The organism is Acinetobacter sp., from assembly GCF_036666595.1.
GTDB lineage: Bacteria > Pseudomonadota > Gammaproteobacteria > Pseudomonadales > Moraxellaceae > Acinetobacter.
Genome location: NZ_JAVWVO010000016.1, coordinates 22496 through 43604 on the forward strand (window position 1 = coordinate 22496; position 21109 = coordinate 43604).

The window sequence follows — 21109 nt, forward strand, 5'->3', positions numbered from 1 at the left end:
GGTCTGCGGAAACTGCTTTGTACAGAATGAATGTGAGTAAGAGACTGAAATTAATATAGTTAATTTCAGTCTCTGTTGGACTAGATTAAAACTTCAATATCACCCAGTGGGAAAGCAACACAACTGTAAATCCAGCCAAAATTACGATCGGATTTACGCAGATGGGCCTCGTCTGGATTAAACACCTGACCAGATATTAATTTGACACGACATAGGCTACATTCACCTGAGCGACATGCATTTTCTACAAAATAACCATGACGTTCCAAGCTGTTTAATAGTGGCTCACCAACCGTAGTTTTAAACTGTCCCTTACCTTTTACGGTAACCGTCACTTGTTGCGTTAGGCAAATCTCAGTGGGCCAGTGCTGTTGTTGATGGGGGTTTTTAGGCGCACCATTCGCTTCAACACGAATTCTTTTCGCGGGGACAGCTAAATCGGCTAACAATTGCTGACAGCTTTGATTAAAAGGCGTTGGCCCACAAATATAAAACATTTTATTTTCAAGTGAAGTACCCAATAAGCTCGTTAAGCGCTCTTTGCTTAAACGGCCGGTTTCACCCTGATACTGGGCGGTCGGACGAGTTATGATTTCTGTCAAAGTAAAATGATCATACTGGCGTGCCAGTTCACGGAGCTCTTCTGCATAAATGACATCATTTTCATAGCTATTGAGATAAATCAGATGCAAGCGTTGTTGTAACTTTTGATCCAAGATATTGAGAAGCATACTGCGTGCAGGAACACTGCCCGAACCACCCGCTAAAAAGACTAAATCATTACCATGAAAGAGTGGGTTGTGATGAAAATTCCCCATTGGGCCACTGCTTTGAAACTCCTGACCAATCACCACCTGATCGACCAAATAATGAGAGACAAACCCGCCATCTGCTTTTTTAATGGTCAAATCATAATATTGGTTTTCTGAAGGAGAAGATGCAATTGCATAAGGCCGTGCAGTATAGGTGCCTTGAATTGTCATAAATAAGTTAATGTATTGTCCAGCCTGAAATGCTGGCAGGGGTTTTTTATGCTTAGATGCAAAGCGAATAGTTGTGGTTGTTATTGTTTCTTGCATAATCTCAACCACAACTAAGTCCAAACGTTTCGGATGCAAGGCCTGCATAATGTTTGCAATTTGACCTGTATATTCAGAAAAATCTGTACCACTTTGTTCTAATGCATTTTTGGATTGAATAATCTCTTGATAACCGGTCACTGCATTGAGGACTTGAATATTAGACATAACTGAACTCCTGTTCTGATTTTTTATCGAGCTGTTGAGCTGCGGCTTTTGCCGTTGCTACACCTGCCATATAGGTCGGTTGGAAGCCGCCCATTGACGTCCACGCACCTGCAAAATAAAGTCCTCGTATGTGATTTAAGCGTTCTCGAATTAAACTGGAGTCTTCAGGGGTTTGTCTAAATCCATAAATCGCACCGCCCGGTGTATTTAAATAGCGCATCATGGTCAGCGGGGTTGCAACTTCAACCTCTTGAATATGCTGACGAAGGTTGGGATAAACCTGCTCAATTAAATTGATCAACTCATCTGCAAAGCGATACTTGGTTTTTGCATAATCCTCAGCTTTTACTTTTTCCCAGACATCTGCATATTGTAAACAGACAAGCACGACTTGGCTTTTGCCTTGCGGTGCTGCATCGGGATCATCAAAGTTATAACAAGTGAGCATGCCTGAAATGGGACTGTCAAAGCTTTGCATGTTGGCATAGGTTTCAGACCAATCCATGGTGGACGAAATGAAGGTGGATGGTGCAGTGATATTGAGCTGTTCAGGGGTACAATCTAGACCCAAATAAATCACAAATGCAGAAGTCCCCATACGACGTGACTTAAAATCTTGTTGTACTTGTAAGGGGGAAGGTTGATCCAACATTTCATTAAAAACTAAAATTGGACTGGCATTGGAAATAACGGCTTTGCATTGAATTTCAGAACCATCTTCAAGTTTGACCGACTTGACCGCTTGATGTGCTGTGATGATTTTATCGACGCTACAATTAAATCGGACTTCACCTCCTGATTCTAAAAAGGATTCAAGTAGCGCATTGGACATGGCTTGTGAACCCCCTTTGATATGCCACGGTTTAAAAATAGCATAGGCATAAATCATGACGGCAAGGTCTGAAAACAAGAGTTCTTTAGGTGGTACACCTGAATAAAACCAATAGGCTGCGACAATACTAATCAGTGTTTGATCAGTAAAAAATTCATTCAAAACATCATGTGCTGTTCGTAAACCGTAGCGCTGAAAATAAGGACAAAACTGTTCTAGAAGTTCCGTACTGTTATTTTTTTGCGCTTGTGGCAATGTGGTAAAACTTTCAACAGAAACTTTTTCACATGCCAACATAAATTGATCAATACTTTCACTTTCTAAAGGAAAGCGCTCTTGTAGTATTTTACGGATGCCTGACCAACTTGCAGGTAGGGTAATATCAATTTGATTGGGAATGGCTAAGCGGTATAACGCATGTTCCTGAACAAACTCGACTTTATCCATTACACCGAGCTGTTCAAAGATATGCCGCATGATAAAAGGGCTTTGTTCTGTGCCTAAACCACTGAGTTGATGTAATGCAACTTCAAACTCAAAATCACCTCGAACAAAAGAGGTGGCACATCCACCAGGAATATTATGGCGTTCGACCAATAAGGTCTTTTTACCTGCTTTTTGCGCAGTGACGGCTGCTGTGAGTCCAGCATTTCCTGATCCAATCACGACGACATCAAATGCTTGCATCTTAATCTCCAACTTATCAGTGTTAAGATTTGGTTAAAAAAATATGATTGCGTTACGGTTTAAAAAAAATAAAATACTACGCTTCAGCAAAATGAATTGGTTTTAAGTCATCAAATTGTGCAGTTTGATCTGACATACGACTTTGAACCATCTTTAAAATATCTTGTCCGCTTAATATGGCGGATTGCAGCATCACCGTATGGTCTAAGGCTTGGGCAACTGAATGATCACGACTGTAAATCAAGCTTCGTTTAATGCCTTGAATTGCAATCGGTGGTTTTGAAGCAATATTTTTAGCCACTGCAAAAGCATGTTCCAATAAAGCTTCTGGAGTTTCTAAAACTTTAACTGCCAAACCTAAGCGATAAGCATCTTCCGCAGTTAAAGTATCTCCAGTTAAAGCCAAGTAACGTGCAATGTTAAAAGGAATTTGATGGGGCAAGCGTTGTAAAACGCCGATATCTGCCATCATGCCGATATTGGTTTCTTCGATTCGAAATTTGGCTTGATTGGAAACAAAACAAAAATCACACGCAGCGATTAAATCAAAGCCAGCACCAACACAACTGCCATGCACTGCGACAATCACAGGAAACCGCACTTTCTCAAGACAGGTTAAAGCGTCTTGCATAAGACCAAGGCTCTGAATAATCCCTTCACGGTCGATGGCATTAGCTGCATGAAATTCAGTTTGATTGCTAAACATATCTAAATCTAAACCACCACAAAAGACTTTGCCTTGACCCGAAATGACCAATGCTCGGATTTGCCCAGTTTTATTTAGCTGTTGAATCGCTTGTGGAAATTCTCTCCAAAATGAAAGATTTAAGCTATTGGCTTTTTCTGGTCGCGAAAGTTGTAAATGAGCGATTTGATCGGCCACTGTGATCTGAAAACATTCATAAATTTGAGCCATTATTCTATCCGTGTGATGTTTAAAAATCACTCTATCGTTAAATCTTAACACTGTAAAGATGGCGCGGGCAGTATTTTTAAATTTATGCTAGGATAAATGCATAAAGAAACAATGATTTGAAATATATAACTTATGAGCAAAATAGCGAATCGAAAGCATTACCATGTCGGTAATCTTGAGTCTCAACTTATTGATCAAGCAAAGAAAATGCTTGAAGAGGTGGGGCCAGATAAATTGTCAATTCGGGCAATTGCGGAACAATTAGGGGTAAGTGCAACGGCTGTTTATCATCACTTTGCCAATAAAGATGAACTAATTAGTCATTTGGCGGCAGAAGGGTTTAATCAACTTGAAAAAGTATTGGTTCAATGTCAAGTCAATGTTGAAAATCAAAACAAAATGCAGGTTTTGAGCAAAACTTATATGTTGTTTGCGTTTGATCATCCTGCGATGTATCAACTGATGTTTGGTTCACAGTTGGCGCACAGTGAAATGAATGGCAAGCTACTGACAGCGCGTAAGCAAGCCTATGCAGTGGTAGAGCAATGTGTGGCTGAAGTTTTAGGGCAAGATATTCAATCTAAAGAAGTGAAATCAGCTGCTTTAGCTGCATGGTCTTTTGCACATGGTTTAGCATCTTTGATTATTCACAATGTTTTTGAAATGTCTGAACAAATTTCAAAAGATGCTGTGATTGAAAAAGCATTATTGGGCTTTAATCAATTGATGAAGGCGCTTATGCAGCAACATAATCATGAATAAAATGGGTAAATGTGTTGTGCTTGATTAGTCACATAACTAAAGGTTTTGAACCTGTACCAACGCTAAGCTATACAGTTTCATCCCTAACACTTTTTTACAGCAGAGAAGCAATCAGTGTTCGTACACCTTTAGAACGTTGACTATTTTGTAAATAATAAAGATAAAGCAGGGAAACCTAGTTCAGTCGCCTTTTTTAAGTTTCCCATTGAATTATTTCAAATTCTGTTTGAAAAATGAGGCCAATTTATCAAATGGAATGAGGTCTACGCGGTCGTATAAGTCGACATGTCCAGCACCTTTAACGTAATACAACTCTTTAGGCTGTCCAGCGAGTTGATAGGCTTCCTCACTAAATTCTTTAGAGTGAGCTTGATCACCTGTAATAAACAGCATTGGGCGCGGTGAGATGGTTTCAATATCATTAAATGGATAGAAATTTATAAACCGAACTTCACTGCTTAAAGCACGGTTTTGAGTTTGTTCTAAAGTCTGACCTTGTGGAATGGCCGCACCACGTGGAGTTCTATAAAAGTCATAGAACTCACGCACGATAGGATCTGTTTTTTCATTAATAGTTGTTGGTAGGTAGTTAATCCATTGCTTTACTTTGCCTTGGAATTCTGCGTCGCGTTGTTGCATCGCAGTTTCCAGCATTTGTTTACGTTGTGCTAAAGTTTGTGTGTGATTTAAGCCATGACGTGTAACTCCACCCATATCGTACATACTGACTGTCGCGATGGCTTTTAGACGAGGGTCAAGTTTTGCTGCACTAATAGCGAAACTGCCACTACCACAAATACCAAGTACGCCAATTTGGTTTCGATCAATAAACGTTTGGCTACCTAAATAATCCACAGCGGCATTAAATGCCTCGGTATAAATTTCAGGTGACACCAATTTACGGGGTTCACCTTCGCTTTCTCCCCAAAATGGGAGATCAATCGCAAGGGTAACAAAGCCTTGTTCAGCCAGTTTTTGAGCATACAACATAGAAGACTGTTCTTTTACAGCCCCCATCGGGTGCCCGACGATAATTGCAGAAGCCTTACTGTTTTTATTTAAATTTTTAGGCAACACCAGATTGCCGACCACATCCATATTATATTGATTTTTAAATGTGACTTTTTGAACCGTCACTTGCTGACTTTGATAAAAATTGTTTGTACCGTTAGACATATCTGCTGCCAAAGTAAATGAAGATGAAAAAAGCCCAATACCTGAGATGAATAAAGCGGCAAGCGTGGAAGCCCTAAATGTACGTACTAAATTTGAAGATTGCATAATGACCTCGATGAGAACATTGAAGAAAAGTTTCCAATAAACGACATGATAGAGAGCTTCGATATTTTTGATTAGACTAAGAAAACCACATAGACATATGAGTTATTTTCATGAATTATGGTTATATTGAAAGGATTATAATTTCGCTTTTATCAGGCCAAATTTAGTAGATGAAATTACTGTTTTAGATTCATTTTGTAGTTGAATCTAACAACCATTTTTTATTTCTATAATTAAATCGAACTCACCACCCAAAGAAGGCATATCTATGATATCTAGAGAAAATTATAATGACCTATATGCCTTCCTCATGGTTGTTCGCGAAGGAAGCTTCACAAAAGCCGCGGGAAAATTAGGGGTTTCACAGTCTGCACTCAGTCATACCATTCGAGGACTAGAAGAACGTTTAGGCATGCTTTTACTGACTCGAACCACACGAAGTGTAGCGCCGACAGAAGCAGGTGAAAGATTAAGGCAGACCATCGGCACAAGTTTTGATCATATCGACAACGAACTTTCTTTACTGACAAAATTAAGAGATACCCCCGCTGGGAATGTTCGAATCAATGCCAGTAATCAGTCCATTCGCTATATTTTACTGCCAAAGCTAAAAGAGTTAACGCAAACCTATCCTGATATCAACATCGAATTGACCTCCAATAGCGGCATGGTTGATATTGTGGCTGAAAGATTTGATGCAGGCGTACGATTTGGTAGTCGTGTCGCAGAAGGCATGATCGCTGTGCGAATCAGTCCTGATGTTAAAATGATTGTGGTTGCAACACCTGATTATTTAAAGAAAAATGGAATACCTGAAAAGCCCCAAGATATCACCAGTCATAATTGTATTGGTTATCGACTTACCAGCCAAGGCGGGTTATATCATTGGGACTTCATTGTAAACGGTGTAGAAACAAAGATTAAAATATCAGGTCAATGGGTTTTTAATGAATCGGAGCTAATTGCAGACGCTGTTTTGGCTGGAGTTGGGCTTGCGTATATACCTGAAGATTTAGTTCAGGATGCTTTAACTAAAGGCCAACTGGTGAAAGTGCTAGAGGCCTATACCATTACCTTTCCAGGCTTTCATCTCTATTACCCGCACCGTCGACAGCAGTCGCCTGCATTAAAATTGGTGATCGATCACTTAAGACTTTCTTCACCTTATTAAATAGCATTCCCCATATTTGTAAGAGATGGATGCTGCTATTTAATAAGAATTTGATTTAAATGTATTTAATAAACCATGATGTCTTGATGGATCTCAGCTAAATGGTTTGAATACGTTTCGTTATTAAAGCTGATACTGCACTTACAACTAAGATCAGGGCACTTAAAATAAAAGTAGCTTGATAACCTTGCCAATCAAAAAGCAGACCACCGATGGTTGCTCCTAAAGTGATGGCAAGCTGAATAATAGCCACCATTAGACCACCGCCCGCTTCTGCATCCTGTGGAAGTGTTTTGGTCAGCCATGTGCTCCATGCTACTGGTGCAGGAGTTGCGACTAGACCCCATAGCCCCATAATGATCGCAACCAGCCATAACGTGTGGCCAAAACTGAATAAGCCTAGCGCCAAAATAGCTAAACTTGAAGGAATAAGAACAAGATAGCGATAAAGATGTTGTTGTAAAAGATGGCTAATCAGGTATGTACCAATTAAACCAGAAACACCCAAGAGCAATAATAGACTAGACAGAAGCGTGGTATCTACTAAAGTCACTTTTTCTAAGAACGGACGCAGATAAGTGAACAAGGCAAATTGGCCCATAAATAAAAACATGATACCCAACATGCCCAAAAGTACAGTAGGACGTTTCAGTAGCACAAACACATTTCCAGTTTGTTTTTGAGTACTTAACGGAGGTAACTGTGGCATGCTTTTGATTTGCCAAACTAAGGCAATAAGGGCAATGGGTACAATACAAAAAAATGCACCACGCCAGCCAATCATTGCTCCGAGATAACTTCCTGCTGGTGCTGCAATACTTGTGGCTAATGCATTTCCACCGTTCAATAGTCCTAGAGCTTTGGGGACATCATTTGATGAAACCAAGCGCATGATGATCGCCGTGGACATTGACCAAAAGCCTCCGATCACGATCCCTAGCATGGCGCGTCCGAGCATAAACAAGAGGGCACTATGTGCAAAGGTGATAATCACGCCTGAAACTATCATGAGCAAAGTCAGACCAATAATGACAGTTCGACGATCCCATTTTCTAGTTATTGTAGTGATGGTTAAACTGGTGACAACTGCAAAAACTCCTGAAATTGCAATCGCTTGGCCCACTAGACCTTCAGATATTTTTAGGTCAAATGCGATTGGCGTCAATAAACTGACTGGCATAAATTCAGATGCAATTAAGACCGCACAGCACAAGGACATAACCAGTACAGAGCTCCATGACGACACCATGGATGTGTTCACATCATTGGACTCAACATTTAAAACAGACATAACAAAACCTTGCCTTGCAACAGCAAAGCGTTTAATTCAATAAATTAGGGGAAGGACAAGGCGAAGCTTAGCAAGGGTTTAAGGGAAGTATTAGTCGCAAAATAGTGAATAGATTTATGAATGAAATGCATCAATCAAGAAGTATTAGGTCGACTGGTTTTTTTATTCGAATAGACAGTCTAGCTTTTTCTGGGCTAGACATGACTCATTTTGAGTCATGTCTGATATTAAAAATTAAAACTTCCATTGCACCGAGACAGATGCATTTAAAGGATCGCCGGGTTGAATCCACATATCGCTATAGCTTGCAACATAGTACGTTTCGTCTAAGAGATTGTGCACATTGAACTGATAACGTAGCTGATCTGTTGGCGCATAATAAGCATTTAGATTCAACAACGTGTACTCAGGTAAGTTGAAGCCATTATCTGTACTGTGTCCACTACGTTTGCCCACATAGATCGCCGTTGCACCGAGTCCAACTTTGTCTGCATTGGCAAGGGTCCATTCATAGTTGCTACTGATAGAGCCGCTGTGCTTCGGCACATTGCTGAGTCGTGAACCTTTAGCAAGACTCTGGTCTTTTTCCACTTGAGCGTCTGTATAGCTATAATTGGCACGTATAGAGAATTGATCATTGAGTTGTGTTTCTAGATCGAGCTCTAGCCCCTTACTTGAGACTTCTCCAGCGGTGATTTGATAGTTACTATCTGCTGGATCTGTGGTTAAGACATTTTCTTTAACCATTTTAAAGAGGGCTAAACTCAGCAAACTCTGTGAGGTAATCCGATATTTCCCACCAATTTCATAGCTTTTGCCTTTTTCAGGGTTAAACACATCACCGTTTCGGTCCATGCCACTGTTGAGTGCAAAGGATTCTCCATAGTTGGCGTACCATGACCAGCGATCATTCAGTCGGTAGTTTAAACCCAAGCGTGGACTGGTTTGTTGTAAATCCTTTTTACTGGATGTATCTGTAAGTTTATTTTGAAAGTCTTGAGTGATGTGATCAAAGCGCGCTCCAAACAGCACACTCCATTGATCATTGAGGAAAATTTGATCTTGTAGATTCAGTGCAAAATAGCGTTGCTGTTCTTCTGTATTAATGAAAAGAGGAAGCTCTGGTAAGTATTGCCCATAAATAGGATCATAGATATCAATACTATTTGGCAGACTACTGCTGTGGTTTCGACGCAGTTGTAATTGACGGTACTTCATCTGCCCAAGTTCAGTGCTCAAAAGTACTTCATGACGGGCCCAGTCTTGTTGTATGGTCCCAAGTAGTTCCGTTTGAAAGAGAATGTCATCACTTTTATTATCACGGTAGCGACGCTGACGCTCTAATGTCTGTCCATCACTTTGAATACGACGAGGTTCACTGGAAAAGCCTTTGAGCTGAGTATCTTTCACACTAAGAGCATTATTCATTTTCCAGTCATCATTAAACTGATGTGCAAGTCGAAGCTGATAGAAATGATCTTTTTGAATATGATCACCATCATCAGGTTCGCCTGTAAATGTTTTAGGGTCCATCACAAATTGTTTTTGATAACTACTTACACCACGGTCGAAGGTTCCATCTTGTCGAGTAAATTCACTGTCAAAATCTAACTGGGTTGAATCTGAAATTTTCCATGTGAGCTGAGGGGAGAAAAACCAACGCTCACTCTGCACATGATCACGAAAACTTTGGTTATCTTCATGTGCGACCGCAATACGATAAGCCACAGCATCACTGATTGGGGCAGTATGTTCAAAACTAGCACGGTATTTTTCTAAACTATTGGCACGTAAATTCACTTCTGAAGAACTTTCCCATTCAGGCTTTTTAGTGTTGATATTCAGTAGACCGCCAGCTTCCCCACGGCCATAGAGCGCAGCCATTGGGCCTTTTAAAAAGTCGAGGGATTCAATATTCACCATATCTCGCGGAGCACTGAGTCCACGGTTAACACTCAGGCCATTTCTGATGATTTGTGCCCCAATATTGGGGTCTGTACTAAAACCTCTAAATGAAAAGTTATCCCAAAAGCCGCCACCATAATTGGTTTGACTATAGACCCCGCTCACTTGCGTGAGTGCATCGTCAATACGTTGCACATCTTGTTGCTGAATTAACGCTTTAGATAACACACTTCGACTAAATGGCACGTCTAAAATGTCATGTGAAAACTTAGTCATTGCGGTGCTTTGTTGAAGGTTTTCCCCCTCAGTTTCGGCTTGTAATTGGATGGTCTGGAGTACTTCTGTTGAAGTTTCGGCCCAAGTGAAAGAACTCAGCAGGCTTAAATATATGCTTGAGGAAAAAAGAGAGAATTTATTCATCATGAAGGAGAGTAGCTTAGACTTTGTATTGTTATGTTATAACATTTTAATAGATTTGTAGTTAAAAAATCACTCTAAAATTGAAAAATGTCTTAAAAAAATGAAATAAATTAACCTAAGCTTTTAGGTTCTGGTCCTCAATACGCTGTTTCAAATCAGATAAAGTCACATCTACCATATGCTGTATCAAATACGGTTGAAGATCTGGAACACAGATCAAAGTTATGTTTTAAAATAAATTGGTTAAACCATAACCTCAATTTCAAAATCTACACATTCAAAGCTATCGTCAGATAATTTAAAAAAAGCTGAGATATGTTGAATAATATGCTTGTTCATTCTACAAAAATTGTGAATACTCATGCCGCAAAATTCAGGCTGTAAATTTATCTTTTGGGGTTAGCAACGACAGTGAAAACGTATCCATTTTCTCGTTTACAAAAAGCATTATTGGCGGTTGGTTCATTTTCATGTCTAGGGCTGAACTCGGTATGGGTACATGCGGCAGAAGAGAGTGATGTGGAACAACTCGCAACCATTACAACCACGGCTCAAACTGAACAACTGGCTTATTATCAACCCAAGGTTAATTTGTCTGGGTTTGGTCAGCAAAACCTTGCAGCCATTCCTGCATCTATTCACACCGTTACTGCTGAACTGATCGCAGATCAACATGCGAAAACACTGAGCGATGTGGTAAAGAACGATGCGTCCGTTGGGGATGGCTATGCACCCATTGGTTACTATGCAAACTTTGTGATGCGTGGGTTTAGCTTAAATGCGGGATCCAGTTATTTACTGAACGGTAATTTGCTACGCGGTGAGCAAAATGTAGCGCTTGAAAACAAAGAGCAAGTTGAAATCCTAAAAGGCATGAGTGCGATTCAAAGTGGTATGTCAACGCCGGGCGGAGTCGTGAACTATGTGAGCAAACGCCCCAAAGATGTCCAATCTTTAACCCTTGAAGCAGATAGTCATGGCGGTAGCCGTGTGGCGACTGACCTTGGTGGATGGCTTGGAGATAATCAACAGTTTGGTTATCGTGTGAATGCAGCATATGAAGACATTCACCCGTATGTTGAACATGCCGATGGAAAACGTTTGTTTGGTTCCTTGGCTTTAGACTGGAAAATTTCAGATCGTTCAAAACTAGAATTTGATCTTGAATCACAGCGTCAAAAACAGCGTTCGGTACCCGGTTATCAACTACTTGGTGGTGAAACTGTACCGACAGGAGTGGAATGGGATCGTTTGCTGGGTTATCAAAGCTGGAGCAAGCCAATCACCAATGAAAGTCTAAATACGAGTCTGAAATATAGCTATCAAATCAATGATAACTGGAGCAGCAATCTATCTGCTTCGCAAAGTCGTGTGGTCGTAGATGATTACTCAGCCTTTGCCTACACCTTTGACACTGATGGTAACTATGACATTTATGATTTCCGCAGCCCAGATGACAGTTATCTAACCAATCAATTTAAAACAGGCTTAAACGGAAAATTCAACACTGGAGCATGGCAACATAACCTGAGTTTAGAACTGTCACATGCCTACAAACGCCATACTCAGTATGATGCAATCAATATAAAAGTGGGTTCAGGAAATATTTATAATGATCCTATTACCTATACGCCTACGGATAAAGCCTTAGGTAATCATTACAAATCTCTGGATAGCCAACAAACAGCCCTCAACGTGTTGGATCAAATCGAATTTAATGATGCTTGGTCAGTTTTGCTAGGCGGTAAGCTTTTGCATTTAAATGAAAGTGCCTATGCTGCGGGTGGCAACAGTATTCGTGACACTGACTTCAATCGCTTCTTGCCACAGCTTGCATTGATGTATCAGCCTTGGCAGAACACTCATCTGTATGCTTCTTATGCCAAAGGGATAAGTGACGGCAGTCAAGCGCCGTGGTCTGCCTATGGTAATGAGGATAAAGGCATCGTAGGAAATGCCTTTGAAACTTTAGCACCAAGACGCTCAACTCAATATGAGTTAGGTCTTAAACAGCAATGGCAAGAGCTACTGTTTACTGCCGCTTTGTTTGACTTAACACAAGACCATCAATATACCAACTTAGACAATTACTATATCACCGATGGTGAACAGCATAATCTAGGTTTGGAATTGGGCTTGCAAGGTCGCGTTGCTGAAAATCTAGATATGACATCGACTTTGGCTCTGACTCGTTCACGTTTGGAAGATATACAGGTAGATGCTTATAAAGGACATCAAACTCAAAATGTACCAAAGGTTCGTTTTGCCAGTCATGTGTCTTATCAAATGCCTCAAGTAGAAGGTTTACGTTTACTCGCAGGTATGCAATACAGCAGCAGTAAATACGCCAACAAAACGGGGACGGTTAAAGTTTCAGGCTATACCGTATTCGATGCAGGTGCAGCTTATAACTTCCGTGCTTATGGTTATGACAATATGCTTCGCCTGAATGTGGACAACCTGTTCAATAAAAAATACTGGCGAGATGCAGGAAGCTTCTTCGGGGATGACTATTTATTTCTGGGTACACCACATACAGCACAATTTTCATGGACTGTGAACTTCTAATAAATAGGTTTAAGTAAAAAAGGCATATTGAAGAATATGCCCTTTTTATTTTTACTAGCTTGTTATGAAAAATAGTGACGAAATAACGCAGCTGAAATAATACCAGCAGCAATTGCAACTAAAGGCTTTTTCACAAATAACATGACCAATAAGGTGGTCCCTAAAGCCAAACATGCACCGTTATCTCCCTCAACAGCAATAGGTGCTAAAAGTGCAACCAATACAGAGCCAGACATAGCAGTAATAAACCGTTGAACCGTATCACTGATAGGGACATACGACATAATAAACACGCCGCCCCAACGGGTCACAAGAGTGACTATGGTCATAATTAGAATAATGGTCAGTGGATATGCGGTACTTAACTCGATATTCATATTTTTTTCTCTTTCCAAAGTAGGCCAATCACGCCCCCAGCAAGTGCACCGATAACAACATGGCTATTTTTGGGTAGATACCAATACGCCAATAATGAAATACAGGCCGATGCCGTCCAAATTAAAACAATACGAATATCCTTTTTCCCACCAATCACCATCGCCAATAAAAAGCAAGACATAACCATATCGAGGCCAAAAGCATTCGGATTTTGAATGGTATTGCCAAAATACAACCCAAGCCATGTGCCAATAATCCATGCCACCCAAAGGGCCAAACCGCCGCCGAATAACAACCCAAAGCCAGATTGACCACGGTTAAAGGCTTGCAAAGATAACGCCCAGTTTGCATCGGAAATCACCAGAAGGATGCTATATCTTTTCATTGGGGAAAGATGGCGCAACCAAGGGTAAAGCGAAGCGCCCATTAATAAGTGACGTGCATTAATAAAAAAGACGGTAATAATGAGAGGAAATAGAGAAATTCTTTCTCCCCATAACTCTAAAGTGGCAAACTGAGATGCTCCCGCAAAGACCAAAGTACTCATTAACAGACTAGAGTCATTACTTAGGCCTGTATGCGTCGAAGCAAGTCCAAAGGCAGCACCAAAAATAACAACGAAAAGTGAAATTGGTAGTAGGCTTTTAAAACCAGACCAAATATCTGAAGAATTGAGGCTATAAAGCGCTTGAGTTGTATTACTCAAAAGAATTTCCCTTTCATTATTGGTTGAGTATTCACACGAAATTATTATTTGCAAAGTAAAATAAATACGTTGAGGCATATGTAAGATATAAATTATGCGCTCAATAACAAAAAATGAAAAACGCATAAAACTCAAGTATACTATTCGAAAAACGAATACAAGTAGCCTGACTTGAACCTCAAAGACCTCCAAATAGATTGGTTAAAATGCTTTGTGACTGTGGTAGACATGGGAACTTTGTCGCAGGCAGCTCCTGAACTTTATCGCTCACAGTCTGCGGTCAGCATGCAACTCAAAAAATTAGAAGAAGCGCTACAGTGCCAACTTTTAATTCGATCACATAGACAAATTGAGTTAACTGCAGAAGGGCAACTTCTTTTAGGTTATGCCAGACGAATTTTAGATTTGCACCATGAAACGCAACAAGCTTTTCATAAAGATGAACTGGTGGGCCGAATTCGACTTGGTGTACCCGATGAGTATGCTGCTCAATACCTCACACCAGTTTTGAAACGTTTCGCTCCACGCTATGGTGGCGTTGAAATTGAACTCTATTGCGAGCAATCTACGTCTTTGATTCCACGTATAGAAAGAGGTGACTTAGATTTAGCGCTTATTTCACGTGATGATTCACGGCAGGGCACATTATTGTTCCATGAGCCAATGGTTTGGGTGGGTTCAGCCCAATTTGATATTTGGAAAAATGACCCTTTGCCTGTAGCCGTTTATGAAAGTACCAGTTTGGCAAAACGTAGTGCGATTCACTCTCTGGCTTTACAAGGACGCCGTTACAAAGTTGTGTACCATAGTTCAAGTTTAGTCGGGCAAATTGCGGCTGTTGAAAGCGGCCTCGCTGTGGCTGTACTGGCCAAATGTAGTGTACCTGCTCATTTGGACATTTTAGGCGCTGAACATGGTTTAGGCCCTTTAGAACCAATGGAAGTTGCTATCTTTCGTAGTCGTGTCTCACAGGGTTCAAAGGCCGTCGATCATCTTTATGAGCTATTGATCAAAACCTTAAGACAAGCAACGATTTATTAAAAGATAAAACTCAAATTTTGTAGATTAAAGTCTGTGTCTTACTCAGCTGCCGATATCAATTAAAAAACCAAATATCCAATGGGTTTAAATAAAAATAAAGCAATTCATTTGAACCATAAACCAGCATGCATTCCTTCTAAATATCAAAAAAATAGATAGTATGAATGAAAATATATAAATTGGATTTATCCTAAAAAATAACCAATCATAGAAATCTAAGCAATTTAGTAAGGAATGCTAAAAATGGACAAAAAAGTTAAAGTTGCTGTGATTGGTGGTGGTATTGCTGGATTAGCACTCACCACTCAATTGATTAAAAATACGCATTTAGATGTGCATCTATTTGAATCTGCACCTCAATTTTCAGAAATTGGAGCAGGTATTTCTTTTGGTGCTAATGCAGTAAAAGCGATTCACTTGTTAGGTTTAAGCCAAGAGTATGAAGGGATTGCGGATCAGGTGAAAGCACCTTATACCGATATTTGGTTCCAATGGCGTAATGGCTATACCGATGCGTATTTATCGGCCTCAATTGCACCACAAGTGGGTCAGTCTTCTGTTCATCGTGCAGATTTTTTAGATACGTTAATTCCATTAGTCCCATTATCAAATGTACATTTTAATAAGCGTGTTCAACACGTTAAAGCAAATGAAGATCAAGCCACGATTACTTTCATGGATGGTCAAAATATTGAATTTGATTACGTAATCGGTTGTGACGGAATTCACTCAGTTGTTCGTAATCATGTACTTGACTCGCATCAATTACCACGTATTCAACCTCAATTTTCAGGCACATGGGCATATCGAGGCATTATAAAATTCAAAGACTTTAAACAAGCAATTGAAAAATTAGGAAATGATTTAGAAATTGCAGATGTTCCACAAATGTTTCTTGGGAAAGATAAACATATTTTAACCTTTCCAATCCGTCAGGGTGAAGAAATCAATATCGTGGCGTTTAAGTCAGATCGTACACAGACTAAATTAGCTGAAAATACGCCGTGGACTTTTCCTGTTTCTAAGCAAGAAATGCTCTCTGACTTTGCTGACTGGAGTGAAAGCTGCAAGGTCTTACTGGGTTTAATTGAGTCCCCAACCATTTGGGCTTTACACGAAATTCAGCCTTTAAAGCATTATAAAAATAAGACTAATAATGTGATTTTGATTGGTGACGCTGCACATGCCATGTTGCCTCATCAAGGGGCAGGAGCTGGGCAAGGTTTAGAGGATGCTTTGATTTTGGCAAAATTATTAGAGAACTCTGAATTGACATCCGAGTCAATCAAATTGGTATCTGAAATATATGAGCAAGTTCGGTTAGATCGCGCCGTGAAAGTTCAAAATACCTCACGTGAATCAGGCGAAATCTACGAGCTGTATTCCTCAAAGTATTCGGACTTTGAATCAGTTGGGCAACATTTAGCACATCGTTTTGACTGGTTGTGGCAGCATTCTCTTGAAAATGATATTCGGACAGCCCAAGTGGCATTAGAAAATCAGCTACAGAAAACAGCAATATTCGCTTAAAAGAAAAGATTCAAAGTAGCAGTGCTTGTTTAAAGAAAGATGGTGGCTTAAATAAGCACGTGCGCTTGAAGGAAAAATATTAAAAAACAGAATAATTTGACCAGGGAGGTCAGTTATGCAAAGTATTAATGCAAATGAAATTATTGATCATGCGCAATTGAAAGGTATTCATTGGCGTGTGATTTTACTGAGTGCACTCATCATCATTTTTGATGGATACGATTTGGTTATTTATGGTGTCGCACTGCCAAAGTTAATGCTGGAATGGAAAATTGATTCTATTACTGCTGGATTTCTGGGCAGTATCGCGCTATTTGGAATGATGTTTGGCGCGATTATTTTTGGCAGCCTAAGCGATAAATTAGAAAGCTACGGATTCAGCCGTAAAAAGTTAATTATTTTATGCATCTGTTTATTTAGTAGTTTTACTTTGTTATGTGGTTATGCAACCAATCCGCAAAGCTTTGGTATTTTTCGTTTTATTGCGGGTCTTGGTCTAGGTGGGGTGATGCCGAATGTCATTGCGCTCATGACGGAATATGCACCTAAAAAACTACGCTCGACATTGGTTTCCTTAATGTTTAGTGGCTATGCAGTCGGTGGCATGTGTTCAGCATTATTGGGGATGTGGTTGGTTCCTCAATTTGGTTGGAAAATCATGTTTATTTTAGGGGGGCTGCCGCTTTTATTGATTCCCATGATTTGGTTGCTCTTACCAGAATCAATTGATTATTTGGTACGCCGCAATAAAACTGAACAAGCCATTCGGATTCTAAAAAAAATTGATAGCAGCATTATCTATACAGAGCAAACCAAGATTTGTCTTCATCAGGACAATCAATCGACCTCGAGCACGCCTGTGAAAGATTTATTTGCGGAAAACCGTGGAGTGATTACGCTTTTATTCTGGGGTAGTGTGTTTATGGCGCTGGTCTTGGTTTATGCTTTAGGTAACTGGCTACCTAAATTGATGGTGGAAGCGGGTTATGATTTATCTACCAGTCTGGTCTTTCTTCTGGCTTTAAATTTGGGTGGAATGCTGGGCGCAATCTGTGGTGGTTTCCTAGCGGATCGTTTTAATTTGGCAAAAGTGTTATGCAGCTTGTTTTTGAGTGGCGCCGTAGCTCTATTTTTGCTTAGCTATAACTTACCGATGATAGTTTTATACATGTGTATTGCTATTGCAGGAGCTGCTTCAATTGGTGGGCAAATATTATTGCTGGCTTATATGTCTCAATTTTATTCATCCAATATTCGTGCAACGGGCTTAGGTATGGCTTTAGGTGTTGGTCGCCTAGGCGCAATTTTAGGGCCGATTTTATGTGGTTGCTTACTCAGCTTAAGTTTACCAATTAATTATAATTTTATTGCGCTCGCAATCCCTTGTATCATTGCTGTGATCAGTGTATCTACAATACACTTTCGTTTGAAAAGAACAAAATTAGAAGCCGAATCTGTGCAAGTCTAAAGGCAAATGGGGAGTTCTGCCTCCCCAATTTTATCGAGAGATTAAAATTGATTGATCTAAGTCTTATCAAAGTTTTTGTCATCATTTTTGAAACTAAAAATATCAGCCATGCCGCTGAACGATTAAACTTAAGCCAACCATCTGTAACCTACAATCTAAATCGTCTACGAAAGTTTTTAAATGACCCTTTGTTTGAACGCGATAAGTTTGGTGTAAAACCGACTAAGTTGGCACAAAGCCTCTATCCGAGTTTTAGGCAAGCCATCACTGATATTGAAATGGCCATCACAGCCTCCAAGCAGTTTGATCCAAAAACATCAACGCGAATTTTTCGATTAGGGTTATCCGATTTAGGCGAAATATGTTTACTGCCTTCATTGATTCAGTATCTATCTAAAGAAGCGCCATTTATTAAGATAGAAGTGGAGGAAATCCAATCTGATCGGGTCGAGGATTGGCTGATTGATGGGTTTTTAGATGTTGCGGTATTTAATAGTAGTTATACCGTGATGCCTAAAATCGAATCACGTAATGTATTTGAAGAGCGATATATGTGCATTGCACACAAATATCATCCACGTGTAAAGAATCAGCTCAGTTTAGAACAGTATCTTCAAGAAAATCATGCGGCCATTAAGTCATCAACAGGGCATATCGAAATTGATCAAAGACTAAAAGAGTCGGGCTTAAAAAGAAAAATTATGCTGGAGCTTCCTCATTTTAGTGTATTGCAAGATGTCATCACGAGTTCTGAGTTGCTGGTGACTTTGCCTTCCCGTGCAGCAAAAGTATATGCGCGAAATGGTGATGTAAATATTTTTGAATTACCGTTTTCAGTTAAACCGTTTAATGTCAGTGTCAATTGGTATAATCATCGTGATGACTTAGATGCTCGAACTTGGTTTATCAACAAACTCCAAGAACTATTCAAATCACTTTAATATCAATTTTTATATCACTGTCAAAATATCAGCCCGCATAGGTCAGATCATTCATGATGCACCTGATTGTTTGTATTTAAGAAATTTGACCGACACAAAATACAAGTTCTAGATCTATACAATCCGATCTTTTTCCAGTAATTTTACTATGGTATGAAAAATGCTAAGAATAAAATGACTCAAAAAGGATGACCTATGAAAAAAACGATTTCAGCTCTAACACTCAGTTTAAGCCTATTACTCCCATGTGCAGCATTTGCCAAAAATAATGTCGTTGTTGTCGCTACTGGTGGAACCATTGCAGGTGCTGGTGCAAGCTCTACCAATAGTGCAACCTATACCGCGGCTAAAGTTCCTGTAGATGCATTATTAAATGCGGTTCCTCAGATTCAAAACCTTGCCAACGTGACTGGTGTGCAGGCAATGCAAGTTGCATCAGAAAGTATTACGGATAAAGAATTATTATCCCTTGCACGTCAAGTCAATGATTTACTTAAAAAGTCTGATGTGAATGGTGTCGTGATTACACATGGAACAGACACCTTAGAAGAAACCGCTTTCTTTTTAAATTTAGTGATTCATTCAGACAAGCCGATTGTATTGGTCGGGTCAATGCGTCCGGGGACTGCACTTTCTGCTGATGGCCCGTTGAACCTTTATAGTGCGGTTGCACTTGCTGCCGACGATAGTGCAAAAGGTAAAGGCACTTTTGTGCTTATGAATGACGATATTTTTGCAGCGAGAGATGTTTCAAAAACAATTAATATCCATACCAATGCATTTATGAGCCAATGGGGTGCACTCGGGACCTTAGTCGAAGGAAAACCATACTGGTTTAGAAATACAGCAAAACGTCATAATAAGAGCTCAGAATTTAATATTGAAAATATTAAAGGCGATAGCCTACCGCTAGTACAAATTGTTTATGGTTCAGGCAATATGTTGCCGGATGCATACACGGCTTATGCTAAAGCAGGGGCAAAAGCTATTATTCATGCAGGTACAGGGAATGGCTCAGTAGCCAATTATATTGTCCCAACCTTAACAGACTTACAAAAACAAGGTGTGCAAATTATTCGCTCATCTCGCGTACCTCAAGGTTTTGTTCTAAGAAATGCAGAACAACCAGATGACAAATATGGTTGGGTCGTCGCACATGATCTTAACCCGCAAAAAGCTAAATTACTTGCTGCACTTGCTTTAACAAAAACAAAAGATGCAAAGGAAATTCAGCGCATTTTTTGGGATTACTAAAATCAATAACTGTGAACTCGCATAGTAATGCTTTTCACCTAAGCACCTTAAAAATTTAAGGTGCTTTTTGATTTTGCATTAAAAAAAACACAACAGACCAGTAAATCACATCACATTTATACAGATAGGTTCATGTTGCTATCATTTCTATTATGATCAAGCTACATCCAACTAATAAGATTTTTTAATAGACTACGCTTTATATGATTTTAACAATTGTGAAGTAATTTAAAACAAACTAAATAATTAATAAAAATAATAAACTCACACCACTTTAATCAATAAAATAAATAATTGGGTAATATCTATAAGTATGTGAACTTGCAATTGCCATTATATTAAAAATAATCAAATCAAAGTACTATTGCGCAGTATAATAATAAAATTTCTGAACTCTTCTTAACCACCTTTGTAGCCACCTACTTATTCCTCTCTCGCTTCGAAGGCTTGTATCAACATGACTTAAAGATCATATCATTATGAAAATAGAGTTTATTTTCAATATTGAATATTATTTCAAATAATTATTATTATTAAATATATATTCTAAAATTTCAATCCGCTCTTTAAATATAACAATTTAAACATTAACAGCATCAATACAAACAATTGATTTAAAATAACTTTTTATATAAAAACAAGGACTTCGTTTACTTTTGTTTTAAAAATGTACCTTTTGGTAAACATTATGGAAAAATATTAATAAATTGG

Annotated in this window: 16 protein-coding genes; 8 read left to right on the forward strand and 8 right to left on the reverse strand. The window is 39.3% G+C overall.

All coding sequences use genetic code 11. The annotated features are described in order from the left end of the window. Positions 1–80: 80 nt before the first annotated feature. From RR876_RS15725 to RR876_RS15735, 3 genes are all read right to left on the reverse strand, one after another. A complete protein-coding gene (locus RR876_RS15725) occupies positions 81–1247 on the reverse strand; it encodes an FAD-binding oxidoreductase (RefSeq protein WP_332478114.1) in 1167 nt (388 codons plus the stop codon). After that, positions 1240–2766 (reverse strand): NAD(P)/FAD-dependent oxidoreductase, encoded by a 1527-nt coding sequence (locus RR876_RS15730; RefSeq protein ID WP_332478113.1) that lies wholly within the window; start codon positions 2764–2766, stop codon positions 1240–1242. The genes RR876_RS15725 and RR876_RS15730 overlap by 8 nt, the downstream gene beginning before the upstream one ends. Positions 2767–2842: 76 nt before the next feature. Further along, positions 2843–3682, reverse strand: coding sequence for an enoyl-CoA hydratase-related protein (locus RR876_RS15735; RefSeq protein ID WP_332478112.1), 840 nt, complete (start codon positions 3680–3682; stop codon positions 2843–2845). Positions 3683–3814: 132 nt separating this feature from the next. On the opposite strand from RR876_RS15735, the gene RR876_RS15740 reads away from it, so the two are divergent. Next, positions 3815–4444 (forward strand): TetR/AcrR family transcriptional regulator, encoded by a 630-nt coding sequence (locus tag RR876_RS15740; protein WP_332478111.1) that lies wholly within the window; start codon positions 3815–3817, stop codon positions 4442–4444. 210 nt (positions 4445–4654) lie between these two features. On the opposite strand, the gene RR876_RS15745 is transcribed toward RR876_RS15740, so the two are convergent. Further along, a complete protein-coding gene (locus tag RR876_RS15745; RefSeq protein ID WP_332478110.1) occupies positions 4655–5725 on the reverse strand; it encodes an alpha/beta hydrolase in 1071 nt (356 codons plus the stop codon). A 268-nt stretch (positions 5726–5993) separates the two neighbouring features. On the opposite strand from RR876_RS15745, the gene RR876_RS15750 reads away from it, so the two are divergent. Beyond that, positions 5994–6896 carry a LysR family transcriptional regulator gene (locus RR876_RS15750; RefSeq protein ID WP_332478109.1) on the forward strand — a complete coding sequence of 301 codons (903 nt, stop codon included), beginning with the start codon at positions 5994–5996 and terminating at the stop codon, positions 6894–6896. Positions 6897–6993: 97 nt separating this feature from the next. On the opposite strand, the gene RR876_RS15755 is transcribed toward RR876_RS15750, so the two are convergent. Continuing rightward, on the reverse strand, positions 6994–8145 hold the full coding sequence (locus tag RR876_RS15755) for an MFS transporter (protein ID WP_332478132.1): 1152 nt from the start codon (positions 8143–8145) through the stop codon (positions 6994–6996). Between the two features lie 276 nt (positions 8146–8421). Next, positions 8422–10515 carry a TonB-dependent siderophore receptor gene (locus RR876_RS15760; RefSeq protein WP_332478108.1) on the reverse strand — a complete coding sequence of 698 codons (2094 nt, stop codon included), beginning with the start codon at positions 10513–10515 and terminating at the stop codon, positions 8422–8424. A 408-nt stretch (positions 10516–10923) separates the two neighbouring features. Between RR876_RS15760 and RR876_RS15765 the strand changes: the two genes are divergently transcribed. Continuing rightward, on the forward strand, positions 10924–13080 hold the full coding sequence (locus tag RR876_RS15765) for a TonB-dependent siderophore receptor (RefSeq protein WP_332478107.1): 2157 nt from the start codon (positions 10924–10926) through the stop codon (positions 13078–13080). Between the two features lie 62 nt (positions 13081–13142). On the opposite strand, the gene RR876_RS15770 is transcribed toward RR876_RS15765, so the two are convergent. Both RR876_RS15770 and RR876_RS15775 read right to left on the reverse strand, forming a co-directional pair. Next, positions 13143–13457: an AzlD domain-containing protein gene (locus tag RR876_RS15770; RefSeq protein WP_332478106.1), complete on the reverse strand. Its 315-nt coding sequence runs from the start codon at positions 13455–13457 to the stop codon at positions 13143–13145. Further along, positions 13454–14164 carry an AzlC family ABC transporter permease gene (locus RR876_RS15775; RefSeq protein ID WP_332478105.1) on the reverse strand — a complete coding sequence of 237 codons (711 nt, stop codon included), beginning with the start codon at positions 14162–14164 and terminating at the stop codon, positions 13454–13456. The genes RR876_RS15770 and RR876_RS15775 overlap by 4 nt, the downstream gene beginning before the upstream one ends. 171 nt (positions 14165–14335) lie before the next feature. On the opposite strand from RR876_RS15775, the gene RR876_RS15780 reads away from it, so the two are divergent. From RR876_RS15780 to RR876_RS15800, 5 genes are all read left to right on the forward strand, one after another. Next, on the forward strand, positions 14336–15205 hold the full coding sequence (locus RR876_RS15780) for a LysR family transcriptional regulator (protein ID WP_332478104.1): 870 nt from the start codon (positions 14336–14338) through the stop codon (positions 15203–15205). A 243-nt stretch (positions 15206–15448) separates the two neighbouring features. Further along, a complete protein-coding gene (gene salA / locus RR876_RS15785) occupies positions 15449–16735 on the forward strand; it encodes a salicylate 1-monooxygenase (RefSeq protein WP_332478103.1) in 1287 nt (428 codons plus the stop codon). Positions 16736–16850: 115 nt separating this feature from the next. Next, positions 16851–18203: an MFS transporter gene (locus tag RR876_RS15790; RefSeq protein WP_332478102.1), complete on the forward strand. Its 1353-nt coding sequence runs from the start codon at positions 16851–16853 to the stop codon at positions 18201–18203. Positions 18204–18253: 50 nt separating this feature from the next. Beyond that, the gene (locus tag RR876_RS15795) at positions 18254–19144 is read left to right on the forward strand and encodes a LysR family transcriptional regulator (RefSeq protein ID WP_332478131.1); all 891 of its coding nucleotides are present in this window, start codon (positions 18254–18256) and stop codon (positions 19142–19144) included. Between the two features lie 195 nt (positions 19145–19339). Continuing rightward, positions 19340–20398 (forward strand): asparaginase, encoded by a 1059-nt coding sequence (locus RR876_RS15800; RefSeq protein ID WP_259233945.1) that lies wholly within the window; start codon positions 19340–19342, stop codon positions 20396–20398. Positions 20399–21109: the final 711 nt, after the last annotated feature.